We start from the raw sequence: 14,556 nt of genomic DNA on the forward strand, positions 1-14,556 counted from the left end.
TGGAGGAGAGGTTGGCCGCGCATCGCTGGGTGGAGAACCAGGTGTGGACTGCCGCGCGGGTGGCCACGCTGATCGGCCGGAGGTTCCACGTTTCCTACAGCGTGTCCGGGGCGACGAGGCTGATGCACCGGCTCGGTTTCAGCCCGCAGGTTCCCGCGCATCGGGTGGCCGAGCGGGACGAGCAGGCCGTCACGGCCTGGAGGGAGGTGATCTGGGCGGAGGTAAAAGAGCGCGGGCGGCCTGCGGGGCTACATCTGCTTCGAGTTGCGCCGTGAGGCGCTGTGGTTCGTGTGGAGGTGAGAGACTTTCGCCGCTTCTCTGTCGTAGCAGAGGGGTGGAGGTGGGGGCAGCCTGATCCGGGTGATGCCGGGGAGGGCGGGAGCGGCCCTGACAAAGCCGGGACGTGCCAGTACTGCCAGATGGTGCGGGTTCGGCGAGCGGGATGAAGAGGAGTACCCGAGGAACCGGCGTCCTTACGTCTCTTGACGATGTCATCGGCTCGAGCCTGGCGGATCTGGGCCGGAAGCGGTGCGCACTCGTCGTTGGACGGCGGGGAACTCCTTGGTCGGTCTTTCGAAGCCGGCCGGGAGGCCACGAGGAAGGACTACGGCGTACTCGTGGCGATGCCGCAGGGACACAGTCGGGCTCCTACTTCGTCGAGCGAAACGAAGTGAACACGGGAACCATCTGGCCTCAACTCCCCGGTCGTGCACCGGCCAGTGCCCGGGGTTGCACTGATCGTTGAAGGCCGCCCGCGTGCCGAGGAGTTGCCCAACTCCTCGGCACGCCGCCCTTGGCGGTAGCTTGCTCGCTGCTCTTGACGGTGATCCACGGGATCGACGGGCTTTCTGCCTGCATCCGAGGGGTAGTTGAGCACGCCGGAGCCAGCCGGCGCGGTGCCCGCAGGTGCCCTCTTGCAGGGTGGCTGAGGTAGCCGCTTCTCCGTGGGACGTAAGCGAATCAGTCACCTGCAAACCTCGTGTGGCTGGGCCGTCTGTGTGATCACGCCCCTCACTCGAACGCCCGCCAGATTCACCCCAAGGCCCCGTCGGCGCTCCAAGCACCGTCATCAGATGTGCCGCCTCCGAGGCTCATGAGGGGCCTCGCGACAGTTCACCCTGAGGCGCCGAAGTCAGTAGCGTGACAAGTCCTGGCGCAGGCCTCGACCTCAAGTGCCTCGTCACCGACCGCTACGCCGAGATGCTCACAGCGCTCGCCGCCGTCATCCTTCATCTAGCCACGACCGGCGCGCCTGAGTTCCGCCAGATAGGCATACACCTCGGGGAGGTCGGGGTGCTGCGGGCCGCCGACGCGCACCAGGTCCGCGATCAGCCGTTCGGTCGCCGCGATCGCCTCGGCGAGCCGCCCGGCCTGGTCGTAGCCGGAGATCAGGGAGACCAGGGCCTCCAGGGTCCCCGGGTCGTCGAGGCCCCGGCTGTGTTCGCGCGCGGCGAGGGCCGCCTTCAGGTACGGCAGGGCCACCTCCGGGCGGCCGGCTTCCAGGTGGGCGATCGCGAGGTTGTGGTAGCGGTAGGAGATCGCGTCGCTGTCGGCTCCATGGATCTGCTCGAAGCCTCGGACGACCCGTTCGTAGCAGGCGATGGCCCCGTCGAGGTCACGGGCGTCGTGGAGGAGGTGGGCCAGGTTGTCCACCCAGATGTAGGTGCTGAGGTGGTCCGGGCCGTAGAAGCGCTCCCGGTCGGAGAGGATCTCCCGGCACAGCTCCGTGGCCGCGGGCCGGCCCGCCTTGTGGTAGGCGGAGAACAGTTTCTGCTTGCGGGCGTCCAGCAGTTCGCCACCCGGCGGCAGGAGGCGCCTGCTGCCGGCCACGGTCTCCTCCAGCAGGGCGGTCGCCCGGTCGGTGTCGCCCGCCGCCGCGTAGGCGTCCGACAGCTTCTCGCGACGGTCGAGGATCCGCTCCTCGTCGCGGTCGGGGCCGATTTCGCTGCCCTCCAGGGCCCGTTGCAGGTACGGGAGGGCCTCGGTCGGGCGTCCCGCCGAGAGGTGGGCGCTTCCGATCCCGTCCAGGGTCAGCAGGGTGTCGCAGGCGTACGGGCCCAGGGTCGCCGTCTGGTGATCCAGGTTGACCAGGAACAGGGGGACCGCCCGGTCCAGCATGTACGTGTCTCCGGGCAGGGCGGCGGCCGACCAGACGCACAGGAAGAAGGCGTAGTTGTGGCGCAGCCCCAGGACGTCGGGGTGGCCCGGGCCCAGCCTCCGTTCCGCGTTGAGTAGGTTGTCGCGCATGCGCAGGATGGTGTCCATGCTGAGGGGAATCGACCCGTCGTCGTACTCGCCCAGCCGGAGGTCGAGGGGGTCCTCCGGACTGTCGGACTCCTGCGGCGGGCTCGGTGGCCGCTCTGGGCGCGTCGGCCTTCGGGGGTCCGGTGGGGTGCCCTTGGCGCGTTTCCTGCGGAACATTCGCGGTTGGTCTCCCTGCCTCGGTGGCGGTCACATGGGGGACCCAAGGTCCCGTACGAGCTCCAGCAGTTCCCAGATCGCGGCCGACGGCGCCCTCCCTCGGTCGAGGTAGGCGCCGAGGAGCTCCCGGTCTGCCGGGGTGAGCGAGGCGAGCGGCCTGCCCACGAAGGAGAGCGGGTCGCCGAGGTCGTGCACGGCCGTGCCGTGAACCACATGACGGCCTCCGGGCGGGGTGGCCAGCAGGCGCGGCGGGTCCTCGTGCGACGCCCCCGCGAGCAGGCGCGGCGGCGGTACCGGGGCGAGGGTGACCGAGTCGTGGAAGTGCGTCCTCGCTCCGCCGCGGGACCGACCGCCGACGACGCGCCATCCGGGGACGGCGATCAGGTCCTCCAGCGTCGGCCCGACGTGCCAGGCGGTCACCACGGTCCGGTCGGACTCCTGCTGGAACAGGTAGACGCCGCCGGTCGACGCGGCGGTGACGAACTCCTCGGGGGACAGGAACACCACGGACTCGACCGTACCGTGCTGCTCGGGCACCCCCCACAAGCCGTCGGCCGACAGCGGCTCCAGGGCGGCGTCGGTGAGGAGCACGCGGCGCCGGTCCGCCAAGACGAGCCGCTCGCCGAAGGGGTCGACCGCGTGGACGGTGACGTGCTCCAGACCGAGGTCTTCGTACAGGTCGACCTGCTCCAGCCGGCCGTCGTACGTGCCGATAAGGGCAACCGTCGTGCCCCACAGCAGGACGACGAAGACGCGCGAAGTGGCGAAGATCCGGGCCCCGTTGAGGACCCGGCCGTGCGCGAGAACCTCCGCCCCGTATGGCCTGTAGGGGACGAGTTCCGATTCCGCCCGGTACGGCTGCGTGCGCAGGGCGACGACCGCGTCCGCGCCGAGGCAGGTCACGGCGGCGGAGCCGGTCCTGCGGTGGTCAGCGGACCAGAGCACGGAGCGGGAGCGGAGGTCGTACACATCGATGCGCGTGGCGGACACGCCGGCGGGGCTCGCCCCGCCGGGCAGATACGCCTCCCGGACCATGACCGGCGCCCGCGCCGACCCTGCGGGGGCGAAGGAGAGCAGGCCGGCCCCCGTCAGACCGGCCGTCCCCAGCCCCCCGCGGTCGGGCAGCCGCCACACCGCCGACTCGGCGGCGGCGCGGGCCGCGCGCTCGGCGGCCCGCGGCCTGTGGCGCCGCGAGGTGAGCCGGGCGACCAGACCACGAGGGTCCTCGGGCGGGGCCCAGCGCTCGGGCGGGTGGCGGTGGGCGATCCGCAACGCGTCGGTGACGGGGACCGCTCGCATGAGGCTCCAGAGCCCCGCCGGGTCGGCGGCCCGTACGAGCCGCTCGGCCACCGAGTCGATCTCGGCCGGCGCTCCCCAAGCCAGGCGGTCGGCGCCGCGCCGCTCCCGTAGATAGAGCAGCGCGGTGCCGATGGCACGGCGTTCGGCTTCGGCGGCGTCCCGGCCGTCGGCGGTGTCCGGAAGGCGGGCAAGGCGCTCCCGGCGCAGGGAGAGGCTCTCCTCGACGATCGCGGTGGCCTCGGCGTGCCGCTCCAGGGAGATGAGCTTGGCCGCAGCGTCGTAGAGACGGGCGACGAGGAGTTCCTGGAAGCGGGGGACCACCTCGGCGAGTTGGCGGTAGAGGCGGATGGATTTCAGGAGCGCGTCGACGGATTCGGCGTGCCGCCCGGCGTCCCACAGGTGCAGGCTCTCGGTGTACAGACCGCCCGCTAGGCCCTCCCCGTGGTCGGCCGGACGGAGGCCCGCCATCTGGGTCAGGAACTCCACCATCTGGCCGGCCCCCTCGGCGGCCTCCGCCGATCGCCCGGACTTGGCCAGCAGGTAGCCGCTCACCATCTCCAGGCAGTTCACGTCCTTAGTCAGGGCCAGATACAGCATGGGGTCGCGATCCAGGATCTCCCCGAAGAGCCGCCGTGCCTCGGCCACGGACGCGTGGGCGGCCGCTTCAGCCCCGGTCTGCCAGAGCGCGAAGGCGAGCCGGGTGTGCGCCTGGGCCAGGGAGACCAAGGGCTCGTCGTCCGCCGGCCCCTGCTTCAGCAGCCCGATGGCCTCGCGGAGGAGTTCGACCCGGCGCTCGGAGTCGATCTCCCCGATGAAGAGGCCGCCCAGGTTGAGGAGGGCTTCGGCGTAGTCGGGCCGGTGTGCCGGATCCTGCCGGGCGGCCTCCCGGGTGAGCCGTACGACCTCCTCCATGAGCACCAGGGCGTCGCTCCTGCGGTGCGCCTTGAGGTGGGCGGCGACCAAGTCCGGTAAGAGCCGGGCCCGTTCCATGGGGTCGGTGACCCCTTCGAGGCGGTGGGTGGCGAGGCGTGAGGCCAGGACTGCGGTGCCGGTCTCCACCCGTACGTCGGGCAAGGACACCAGCGGCTCGACGGCCTCCAGGATGTCGAGGTCCACGGAGTCGAGGGCGGCCAGCGCGGCCAGGACGGCGCCGCCGCCCCGGACCGCGAGGGCGGGGTCGCGGCGCAGCAGCGGGAAGAGGACGGCGGGGCCGACGTGCTGCCAGCGTTCGGCGGCGGCGATGAGGAAGGTGAGGGCGCGGGGGGTCCAGGGGGGTGCGGCTCGTCCGTCGCGCTGGAGGATGAGGGTGGTGCCGGTGACCGACCACAGGTCGGTTGGGTATCCGGTGACGGGGCTCCCGGGGAGGGTGAAGGCGAGGTAGTCCTCGGCGAGGCGGTCAGGGAGCAGCGGTTCGAGTACGTGGGCGGCCGCCGGATCGGTGGGCGGGTAATGCACGGCGTGGGCGGTCAGCGCGTGGTCGGCCGTGGTCCGTAACAGGAGGCGGTCCAGCAGCGGGCGGGCGGCGTCGCGGCGCATCGGGCCGGTGAGGACAGCGGTGAAGACGGTACGGGCGAGGTCAAGGCCGCGGCGGTCGGCGGCGTCCGCGCCCGGGGCGCGCGCGTCGGGGCGGCGCCAGTTCTCGTGCTCGCGGTCGAGGAGGTAGGCGGTCATCCCGGTGAGGTCCTCGGGTGGTTCCCGGCCTGCGGCGCGGGCGTCGACGGCGGTGAGCGCGGCCATGTGGACGGCGAGGGTCAGCCCGAAGTCGGGGCGGGCGAGGTCCTCGTGGGGCGGGCGGAGGGCTTCGAGGGCGGCGGGGTCCGGGTAGTGGGCGGCGAAGCCCCGGCGGGCGGCCTCGAACATCCGGGTGCGCTCCCCCTGGCGGCCGGAGTCGGCCAGCGGGTCCAGCGGCTGGTCGGAGAGTTCGGTGGGGCGCCGCTGGCGGGCGAGCTGGGCGCGCAGGGCTGGCCAGGGCCGTACGGAGCGAGCGATGAGCAGGACCCGCGCGGGGAGTTCGCCGCGCAGGAGGCCGTTGTGGAAGAGCCAGGCAAGGTGGACGTCCGGCCAGCGGTCGGCGTAGTCGACAAGGATCAGCACCCCAGCGCGTTGGTCGGTGCGCAGGTCCTGGCTTCCCTCGGCGGGCGGGTGGGTGTCGGTTCCGTGCACGGCGTCGACGACGAGCCAGCCGGAGTCGGCACATTCGGCGGCGAAGCGGGCCGCGAGGCGGGACTTGCCAGCGCCGCCGGGTCCGTGCAGCCACCGCACGGCCGTCCGCGCGGGCTGGTCGCGCCACACTCGGAGCCGGCTCAGCTCCGCCTCGCGGCCGGTGAACTCCACGATCTCGCTGCGGGCGTCGAGCATCCTGCTGGGCTGGGCGCGCAGCCAGGCGGAGTCCCGCCGCAGGCTGTCGGCGGCGCCGTGGGTGTCGCGGGCGTACAGCAGGTACACGGGGGTGCCGTCGCCGAAGACGTGGATGTCGGCGCCGACCGCGCCGTAGGCGAAGCCAGCGACGGCTCGGACCTGCTGGTGGACCTCGTCGGGGACGTCCACGGTCAGCCGGTCCCGTCCTTGCCGTCTTCGTCGGCTGGCGGTGGCACCAGCCCCTCGGCTGCCTGGTGGTAGTGCAGGTTGCCACCCTGCACGGCGAAGAGGGTGCCATGGTCGCGGGCGGTGTTCGACTGCGTCCACACCTGGTGTCCAGCGGGCAGGCCATCCTGTACTCGGGCGACGAGTTCCCGCAACTCGCTCTCGGAATCGGGGTGTTCCTCCAACAGTAGGAGCAGCCGCCGACGCCATACGGGCAGCAGCTCGGCCCGGATCTCGGCCGCGCCAGCCGGCTCGGCGCGGCCGACGAGGGCGGCGTCCTCGTCGAGCTGCGCGCCGATCACCTCCCCGCGGGCCTCGCTGCCCCGCCCGAAGAGCCGGACGACTCCGCCGCGGGCGCCCTGCCACAGGTCGGTGGCCATGGCTCCGATTAGCGCACTGGCCCCCGCGCCGGCGAGCGCCGTCAGTGACTCGGCCAACATCCGTCCTCCCGACTCCGATGTGGCGGGAGACCCAACTCCGCCAGTCCCGAACCAGGTTAGCCCGGGCCGGGCCGGTCGTGGCCCAGATGAATGAGCCCACCCCGGCCAAACCCGCCGAACTCAATCCGCATCGATCAGCGGGACCGACCCGTCTCCGGGGCGGCACCCGGGGAGAACCTGCAAGCAGATCCGACACCGTGCCTCCGTTGGCCCGGGTGACCGGCTGACGCAGGCACGGTGGCTGCCCGAGCACCAAGACCAGGGCGGCAGTCACCGGGCACAGCTCGCTGACCGCCCGGTCCACCACCGTCCGTGCCGCCGGCCGCGAAGCTGCCAAACCATCCGGCCTACCAACAAATCCTGGCGGTGTTCGCCTCGGCCGACGCCCCGCTGCGGGCACGGGCAGTGTGCCAGGCGATGGACGTGGAGATCGCGCCCAGCAACGTCAACAACGTCCGCTTGAAGCTCAAGCGGCTCGCCGAACGCAGGATCCTGACCGAGACCGAGCAGGGACTGTTCACCCTGCCGCGGCCGTAACCGCCCAGCAAGACCCCCGCAGCCATGCCGCCTACCCCAACCGAAAGCGGCAAGACAGGCATCAGCCCACGTACCGTTCTTCTAACGTCCTGCGGGCGGGACCTCGCGAGGCTCGTCATACATCCGCACGTCGCGTGCAGTCGCCAGCGGCATCAGCCGGGCAAGGCCGATCTCGCGGAAGTGGTCGGAGTCGCGGTGAGCCGCGAATGCCGCGGAGTCGACGTACTTCTCGATGCTCACGTACCGCTCGGGTGTGTCCTCGGAGCGGAACACGTCATAGGAGAGGCAACCCGGTTCCTCGCGACACGCGGCAGCGAACTCGTGCAGGAGCCGGCTGAACTCAACGGCGTTCTCCGGACTGCATGTCACATCGGCAACGACAAGCACGTTCGATTCCATGAAGCACACCCTATGCTCAACGGCTATGCCTCCGGCAGCGGGACGCTGAGGTCCGGTCACATCAAGAAGGAGCTTTCCACCGGTCTTGCTGTCGCCATGCCTCATGCAAGCCGCGATCCGAAACGGACATCAACTCACGTACCGCCCTCTCATGGGAATGCACTGGCCCAATGCTGATCCGCCTGCGATTGTGAGGGCGTGCCAGAAGAGCTGACCACGCGCCCGCCGTTGCCGGACACGAAGTGGGCGGCTGGATCGATCCGGATCACGAGCCGGACCCTCCGCGCCGATGAGATCTCTGCTCGCTTGGGGATCGTTCCCGACGAGTTGTTCGAGCTGGGGAGCCTGATGAGTCCCCGGAACCCGAGGAGCGCTCGGAGGGAGTCCAGTGTCTGGATCCGGCGGAGCGGTCTGGGAAACCACAGCGAGCTTGAGAAGCACGTCGCCGCGCTCGTACGACTGGTCCGAGACTGTCGCGAGGAGCTGACGCGTCTGTCCGCCGAGTGCGAGCTGGAGCTGTTTCTCGGGTTCGGCGGTGAGAACGGTCAGGGAGGGTGCTTCCTGCCGGCTCACCTGCTCGCCGAAGTCGGCGGGCTCGGTCTCGATGTCGTTCTCGATCTCTACCCGCCCACGTCAGAGGTGGGCGTCGTGCGGGGATGACTGCCGCACCTCCTGCGCCGGGTCGGGTGGACTCGGCCGATCGGTCGAAGGTCAGGCCGGTGCCGGTGAGGCAACCGTCGACCAGGTCCGGACGGTACTGGACCTTCTTCAGTCGACGCTTGACGGTTCTGGTGATCTGCCCGAGGTCGGCGGCGGCGAGATTACCGATGTCGCGCTTGACCAGGGACCAGATGCCCTCCTGCGGGTTGAGGTCCGCTGCGTAGGTGGGCAGTTGGAACACGGTGGGCCAGTCGTGATCGGCCGCGTATCGCTTCATTCCTGCGGCGAGGTGGACGTTGAGGTTGTCCCGGACCAGGACGATCGGGCCACCGAGTTGGATGTGTGCACGGACGGCGAGGTCGCGGTAGTCGGTCCGGGCGAAGCTCTTGCGGGCGCCTTTGAGTGGGAGGTGGAAGCGGGGTCGGTGGATCATCCGGCTCTTCTCGCCGGGTTTGTAGCAGCACAGCGCGGCCACCGAGATCCGGCGCCGGGAGCGGCCGCGGACGCGGACGACGGGCGTGTGCCCGCGCCGGCCCCAGTGCGGGCGCGTGGCGGCGTCATCGCGAACCCTGGCTCGTCGTCGAAGACGAGCCAGGCCCCGAGCGCCGCCGCGATGCTTTTACCCGCGGCCACACTCCCCCGCAAGCGGGGGTACCCCCACCTGCTTCCACAGCTCCACGCACGCTCGTCGCGCTCCAGTGCCCGGCGGGCGGGGCCTGCCAGGACCAGCCGTGCCGCTTCAGCAACCGCCACTCCGTCGCGATCGACAGTCGCATCCGAACCGGCGATCGATGACCGTCTGGACCAGTGCCAGGGTCCATCGCTGGTCCTCGAAACCGTGGGTGGCCGGGCCTTGTGCCAACTCCTCCTCCAGTTCGGCGAACTGGGCCGCCGACAGCTTCGGCACGCTCGCAGGACCCGCCGAACACAGAGCCTGGGCTCCGACGCCGCCAGGGAGGCCGTCCGCGCCCGGCAGCGAGCGGGTCACTTCGCCCGGGACGGCCGCGCTACCAAGGACCTGCACAACAGTGCTCCGATCGGGCCAAGCCGGTCAACACCGGATGGTCGCTGCCACTCGCCCGTGTGATACCCGGTGCGAGCTCCTCTTCGAGACGATGTGCCTACGTACTGCCCGCATCTACAGGGAGAGCCACATGATCCGAACCCGCTCCGGAATGCGACACCTGGCCCGCATCGCGCTGGCTGCGAGCTGCGCTGCCGTTCTCGTCGTCACCCAGGCCTCCCACGCCTACGCTGCCAGCCGCACGGTCAGCTTCGAGTACCAGCACCTGTGGATCACGCCCGAGTTCAAGACCAGCGACGGCACCATCAAGCTCACCGTGAAGAGCTGCAACCGCCCCAAGTCCGACATGACCGTCACACTGCGCAGCACCGACGGAATCAATACGGATATCGGTCACGAGAGGATCAAGTGCGCCGAAGGCAATACGGTTTCCTTCGACGGGCTGCGCGGAGGAACCTTCGAGTTCGAACTCGGCAAGCTCGACGACGGCACCACCCACAAGGGAACCGCCACCTACACCTACTCGGCCCCCAAGTAGGGAGGCGCTCCGGCATGCCGCATTGACTGGCCGGGCAGGGCGTCTCCGGGGACGGGGATGACGGCTCTCGGGAAACCCCGCCGCGGACCGACGACGGACCCAGTCGGCCGTCACTGGGTTCGTTCATGTGAAGCAGCGGCGTTGTTTGATCAGCAGGTTGGGCGGCAGTTGGCAATCTTGGGTGCTGCGAATGCTCACGAGAAATGTGAGGGGACGTGCGGTCCCTCGCTCCGTCGTGGAGCATGTCTTCGCCCGCCTGAGGGGTTGGAAGATCCTCCGGGACTGCCGCCTCAGGGGCGGCGGCGTCCACCACGCCATGCTCGGCATCGCCCGCCTGCACAACCTCAGCCTCGCCGGGTGACAGAGAAACAAGCAAGTCATCCAGCATGACAGAGGTCATTTACGGGGGGCAGCCCTTTAGCCGCACCGGTCACCAACGGTGCCGCGCTCCCGATTGGCCCGGTCGGCCCGGTACGGGGATCCTGGAGAGAGGGGGTCCTTGGCAATCGAGGGAGGACTGATGGTCGACAAAGTCTGCCGGGGCGGGAAGCAGGACGGCCGTCCCATCAAGACCGGCGATGATGCCGAGGCGTGCGTGGCCGGCGGTGGGCGCATAGAAGATGTCGAGCCCACACCGGAGAGCCAGACCGGGCCGGAAAAGACCGGGTGCACCTGCTGCGTGTTCTTCGCGCTCACCGGAGGGCTCACCGGTCTCGCCCTGGGCTGCCTCTGCCGCAGGGCACTTGCCCGCAGCAGGTGAATTCGCCCAGGTCCCGGACTGACAACGCAGCACAGGAGCGCCGTCATGCTGACCCGTACCCAGTTCTCGTCCGAGGCGTTCGGGCGGCTGATCTCTCAGCAGACAGCCACGGCGAAAGGGCCCTGCCCGCAGGTTCTCTACGGGATTCCACCGGACCATCCGCTGGCCCGCGTCCTCATCACCCACGTCACCCTCGAGGGCCCGCCCGTCTTCGAGGAGGCCGACGCGCGCTCGGTGATCTACCCCAACGTCTCGGGACCACCGGTGAGTACGTTCTCCAAGAGGCGTATCGGGATGACGGTGCCGTTGGCGGTACGCGTCGAGAAGGTGGGAGCGTCCACGTTGCCGGTGCCCACGGGGCCGCAGCCGGTCAAGGCGAGGTTCGCCCTGGAGCTGGTGGTTCTGGGCGGTGTGGACCATGTGAGGGCGGAGTTCCTGAACACCGACCAGGACTCCCTGTTCGCGGCGCTTGGGGCTGACACCTCCAGGATCAGCGACTTCATCGGCAACAAGCCCATTCCCCTGCGGATGGTCGAGCGGCTCACGAAGGAAACCTCCGCGGCCGAGGTCGGGCTGGCGCCGCACCACGTGGACATGGCGTTCGTCCCGGGTGCCCAACGGGTCGAGTTGCGGGTCGAATTCGCTCTCGCGGATGCCCTGTCGGGGGATTCGCAGGCATCGTGGGCGGACTTCTACGCGGGCCGCATCGAGGCGCTGCTGCCGGACAAGGACTGGTCGGTACTGCTCGACCAGCGGATCGGAAGCGCAGTCATGCGGCGCGAGGTCGGCGCGGCCCTCGACGCGACGGGCCGCTTCCGGCGCGCGGGCGAGGCGCAGGTGGCGTGGAATGCCGCGCTTCCCGGCTACGGAATGTCCGTGGACGGCGAAGTGGTGGACGCCTGCCAGTGCCTCTGGGGCAAGATCGACCTTGACGTGACGCTCAGCGCTTCGGTCACCGCGAGTCTGGCCGGGGACAAGCTGCGCTTCGACGCCCGGGGGTCCTTCGAGGTGACGGACGACCTGGAAGTGGTCTGCTGCGCGGTCACCTTCGTGCTCACGCTGGCCGTGGGCGGCACCGTGGCCGCGACGGCCGACAGGCTTTCCTGGGAGCACCATGTCGTCGCTGCGGCCATGCTTCCAGAGATGGCTCACATGGCCACCGGCGGCATCTCCGGCATGGTCCCTACCGCGCCGCTGAGCCTGCCCGCCGAGCTGCAACAGGACCCGAACGACCCGGCCCACCTCTTCATGGAAGTCCCGATCCCCGACCTCCCGGCCCCGGACGGCTGCGGAGGGCGGAGACGGGTGATGCGCCCTGCAACGGTGCAGGGCCATGCGGACGGACTCGCCGTCGGCGGCGCCCTCGATCTGCCCCTGGCCTCGACCCCCGACCTCGACATCGACGTGACACCGCTGAAGTATCACCCCTCCGTGCACTCCTGTTCGGGCGGAGCCTTCGCCGCGAACGGACCCGGGTACAGCGCCTACATCACCGTCAAACGCAGAGGCGGCAGTCACGATGTCGAGGTGTGCGATCTCATCGTGCTGGACAGTGACCTCGCCCCGGTCGCTACGACATCCATCCAGCCGTCGTCCTGCCCGACCGATACGTGGATCTATCTGGACATCCCCTACAACAACTATCTGCTCTCGGACGTGCCCGTCGTGGTCGTCACCAGCGTCGGCGGACGCCAGATGGTGGTACCTGCCGGTGCCCCGGTGTCGAAGGACGAGCAGCGCAACCTCGAAATCCAGGCGGAGGCGCAGCGCATCAGCCGCTGTTACGCGAAGCAGAAGCGGTGGGACATTAGGTGGCAGGTTGATCCGCCGGATGTGCTCGCCCAACGCACGCGTCGGCTCTGGGCGTTCACCGGCAGGGTTTCCGGGGCCACCGAGCGAGTCCTCGTCCGCGCACAGCAGGACGAGAACGCCGTACGGGCGCGTCTGCGCACCACGCCCGGCGGACCGTTCCGGGTGTCCCTGCTCGCGGACGTCCCTGAGCTGAGCATCGAGCAACTAGCTGCCGATGGAAGTGAGTTGGACGCCACGGCCTTGGGTGCCTCCGAGATCTGCGGCGTGCAGACACTCCTGGTCAGGGAGCAGGAGCATCACGTCGCCGGGGACGTGATGGCTCTCGACCCGGTGAGAACCGCCGACGGCACCCTGCTCCTCGTCCACCGGTCCGACGGCCTCACGGTCCTTGAACAGGGTCCGAACCAGCGCTTCCGGACCGTCGGCGAGATCAGCACCGGGCAGTTCTCCGCCGTGGCCAGACTAGGGCTCCGGCTGATCGCCCGCCTGCCGCAGGGGCACTTGGTGAGCATGCCGCTGGGCGCGCTTTCCTCGCTCGGTCCGTGCTGGCGGCCGGTCGACGATGTCGAACTGCTGCCGGCCGCCGAGGAGGAGCCGACCGAGAGCCAGGTACGGGACGGGTACTTCGACTTCCTGTGTCAGCGCGGTCCGGCGGGGCGCGACAGGCGACGTACCGAGGGCGAGGACCAGCGCGAGAGCAGGCGCGGGGCCGAGGGGCGGCGGGCACGCTTCCGGCCGGGCCTGCACCTGACGGAGTCGGACGCGGCGTCGGTATTCCTGCGGCCGGACCCGAAGGCCGTCGGGGCCGAGGAAGCAGATCTGGACGCGTCCGCGATGTTCACGCGGGTGGGGCCGGGCCGCTTCGCCGCCCTGGGGCAGTCCGGAAGCATCGAGATCCTGCGCACATTCCGCCGTCTGCAGCTCTGACTCCGGGTGTGAGGATCCTAGAGAGGGTCTGGGATTACGGGACAGCCCTTACGAGCTCGTGCACGGTAAGCGGTGAGACGTCGAGGGCTCCGGCAGGCCTGGTGCTCACCTCTGTCGTCGTGGGTACAGGTCCGCGGTCTGCTGATGTGACAGAAGGCCGGCGACGGCCTCGACGGTGTCACTGATGTGCTCGCGGCGGCCGAGGTGGCGGGCCAGCGCCCGCCAGTTCTTCAGAGGGGCGATGCCGTGCTCGACGCGGATACGGCGTGATGAGTGTGCCTTGCGCTGGCGCTCGTGCATCTCCTCGTACCAGTCCGGGGCGTTCTTCTTGAACTTGCGGTGCGGTGGTGTGACCACGCGTCCGCCGGACTGAGCGCCGAGACCCTGGTAGCCCGCATCGGCAAGAATCTCGACCACGGGGCCGTCGGCCAGGAGCTTCACCAGCCCTGATTGACGGGCGTGGGTGATGTCCGCACAGCTCCCGGGCTCGGTCGGGCTGCACCACAGCACGCGGCCCTCGCCGTCCGTGACCACCATGAACTTGACGGCGTTCTGCTTGTTCTTCCCAGAGATGAAGGTGCCCCGGTTCTTGCGTCCGGCGGCTGGACGGCGGACCCGGATCTCGGTGCCGTCGATGATTCCGGTCTGTTCGCCGGCGCCGAGGTGGTCGACGACCTCTGCCAGGGTCCGCAGCCGGACGCCGGGGCCGATCGTGCACCCCCGCTCGGCGAGCAGGGGCCGCACCTCGCCGATGGCCCGGGTGATGGTGGAGCGATCCACGCCGAACCAGCAGGCCAGCACGTCATGGGTGACGTGACGGAGATGGACGAGCGTGGCCAGGAGCCGGTCGACGAACACCAGCCGGTGCTTCGCGCCGGCTCCCACACGCCGCTGCCGCGGCCGGGAGGCCAGCTTTGCCTGATGACACTCATGCCACAACGGGCCCAGCTCCGCGACGAGTTCCGCGATCACACCGGCCGACAGGCCCGTGATCCGACGACTGCTGACGATCGCTGCACGAGTCACGGTCCCCACCACCCCACCATGATCGACCATCCGTGGCCCGACGTCTCACCGCTTACTGTGCACGAGCTCGTTAGCCAGCTCTGTTACTCGTACGCGAGGGAGGACGCCGAGGACATCGCACTCGGCGGCC

General features: G+C 70.0%; 11 protein-coding genes and 2 pseudogenes. 7 read left to right on the forward strand and 6 right to left on the reverse strand.

From position 1 onward, the window contains the following. Positions 1 to 29 precede the first annotated feature (29 nt). Positions 30 to 275, forward strand: coding sequence for a winged helix-turn-helix domain-containing protein (locus BI06_RS53995; protein ID WP_233290378.1), 246 nt, complete (start codon positions 30 to 32; stop codon positions 273 to 275). A 958-nt stretch (positions 276 to 1,233) separates the two neighbouring features. Here BI06_RS53995 and BI06_RS31325 read toward each other — a convergent pair. The 3 genes from BI06_RS31325 to BI06_RS31335 all read right to left on the reverse strand — a co-directional run bounded on the left by BI06_RS31325 (position 1,234) and on the right by BI06_RS31335 (position 6,683). Beyond that, entirely contained in the window at positions 1,234 to 2,247 is a 1,014-nt protein-coding gene (locus tag BI06_RS31325) for a tetratricopeptide repeat protein (protein ID WP_158516485.1), read from the reverse strand. Between the two features lie 204 nt (positions 2,248 to 2,451). Next, on the reverse strand, positions 2,452 to 6,267 hold the full coding sequence (locus BI06_RS55205; protein ID WP_043473858.1) for an ATP-binding protein: 3,816 nt from the start codon (positions 6,265 to 6,267) through the stop codon (positions 2,452 to 2,454). A gap of 2 nt (positions 6,268 to 6,269) precedes the next feature. Further along, positions 6,270 to 6,683 (reverse strand): hypothetical protein, encoded by a 414-nt coding sequence (locus tag BI06_RS31335; RefSeq protein WP_149030539.1) that lies wholly within the window; start codon positions 6,681 to 6,683, stop codon positions 6,270 to 6,272. Between the two features lie 426 nt (positions 6,684 to 7,109). On the opposite strand from BI06_RS31335, the gene BI06_RS46930 reads away from it, so the two are divergent. Then, complete coding sequence (locus BI06_RS46930; RefSeq protein ID WP_199523387.1) at positions 7,110 to 7,280, forward strand: hypothetical protein; 171 nt, start codon at positions 7,110 to 7,112, stop codon at positions 7,278 to 7,280. A gap of 81 nt (positions 7,281 to 7,361) precedes the next feature. On the opposite strand, the gene BI06_RS31340 is transcribed toward BI06_RS46930, so the two are convergent. Then, complete coding sequence (locus BI06_RS31340) at positions 7,362 to 7,679, reverse strand: putative quinol monooxygenase (protein ID WP_063795061.1); 318 nt, start codon at positions 7,677 to 7,679, stop codon at positions 7,362 to 7,364. Positions 7,680 to 7,877: 198 nt separating this feature from the next. Between BI06_RS31340 and BI06_RS31345 the strand changes: the two genes are divergently transcribed. Further along, positions 7,878 to 8,339 (forward strand): DUF4279 domain-containing protein, encoded by a 462-nt coding sequence (locus tag BI06_RS31345; RefSeq protein ID WP_043473861.1) that lies wholly within the window; start codon positions 7,878 to 7,880, stop codon positions 8,337 to 8,339. A gap of 52 nt (positions 8,340 to 8,391) precedes the next feature. Here BI06_RS31345 and BI06_RS46935 read toward each other — a convergent pair. Continuing rightward, a pseudogene (locus BI06_RS46935) lies at positions 8,392 to 8,900 on the reverse strand (transposase); the annotation flags it as partial. Positions 8,901 to 9,493: 593 nt separating this feature from the next. On the opposite strand from BI06_RS46935, the gene BI06_RS31350 reads away from it, so the two are divergent. The 4 genes and pseudogenes from BI06_RS31350 (at position 9,494) to BI06_RS31360 (ending at position 13,400) form a co-directional block, all read left to right on the forward strand. Then, complete coding sequence (locus tag BI06_RS31350) at positions 9,494 to 9,901, forward strand: hypothetical protein (RefSeq protein WP_043473864.1); 408 nt, start codon at positions 9,494 to 9,496, stop codon at positions 9,899 to 9,901. 226 nt (positions 9,902 to 10,127) lie between these two features. Then, a pseudogene (locus BI06_RS48585) lies at positions 10,128 to 10,262 on the forward strand (IS5/IS1182 family transposase); the annotation flags it as partial. Between the two features lie 159 nt (positions 10,263 to 10,421). Continuing rightward, on the forward strand, positions 10,422 to 10,661 hold the full coding sequence (locus BI06_RS31355; protein ID WP_043473867.1) for a hypothetical protein: 240 nt from the start codon (positions 10,422 to 10,424) through the stop codon (positions 10,659 to 10,661). Between the two features lie 45 nt (positions 10,662 to 10,706). Next, positions 10,707 to 13,400, forward strand: coding sequence for a hypothetical protein (locus BI06_RS31360; RefSeq protein ID WP_043473870.1), 2,694 nt, complete (start codon positions 10,707 to 10,709; stop codon positions 13,398 to 13,400). Positions 13,401 to 13,505: 105 nt separating this feature from the next. Here BI06_RS31360 and BI06_RS31365 read toward each other — a convergent pair whose 3' ends face one another. Then, a complete protein-coding gene (locus BI06_RS31365; protein ID WP_199523376.1) occupies positions 13,506 to 14,438 on the reverse strand; it encodes a transposase family protein in 933 nt (310 codons plus the stop codon). Between the last annotated feature and the right edge of the window lie 118 nt (positions 14,439 to 14,556).

The organism is Kitasatospora sp. MBT66 (genome assembly GCF_000710405.2).
Lineage (GTDB): Bacteria > Actinomycetota > Actinomycetes > Streptomycetales > Streptomycetaceae > Kitasatospora > Kitasatospora purpeofusca.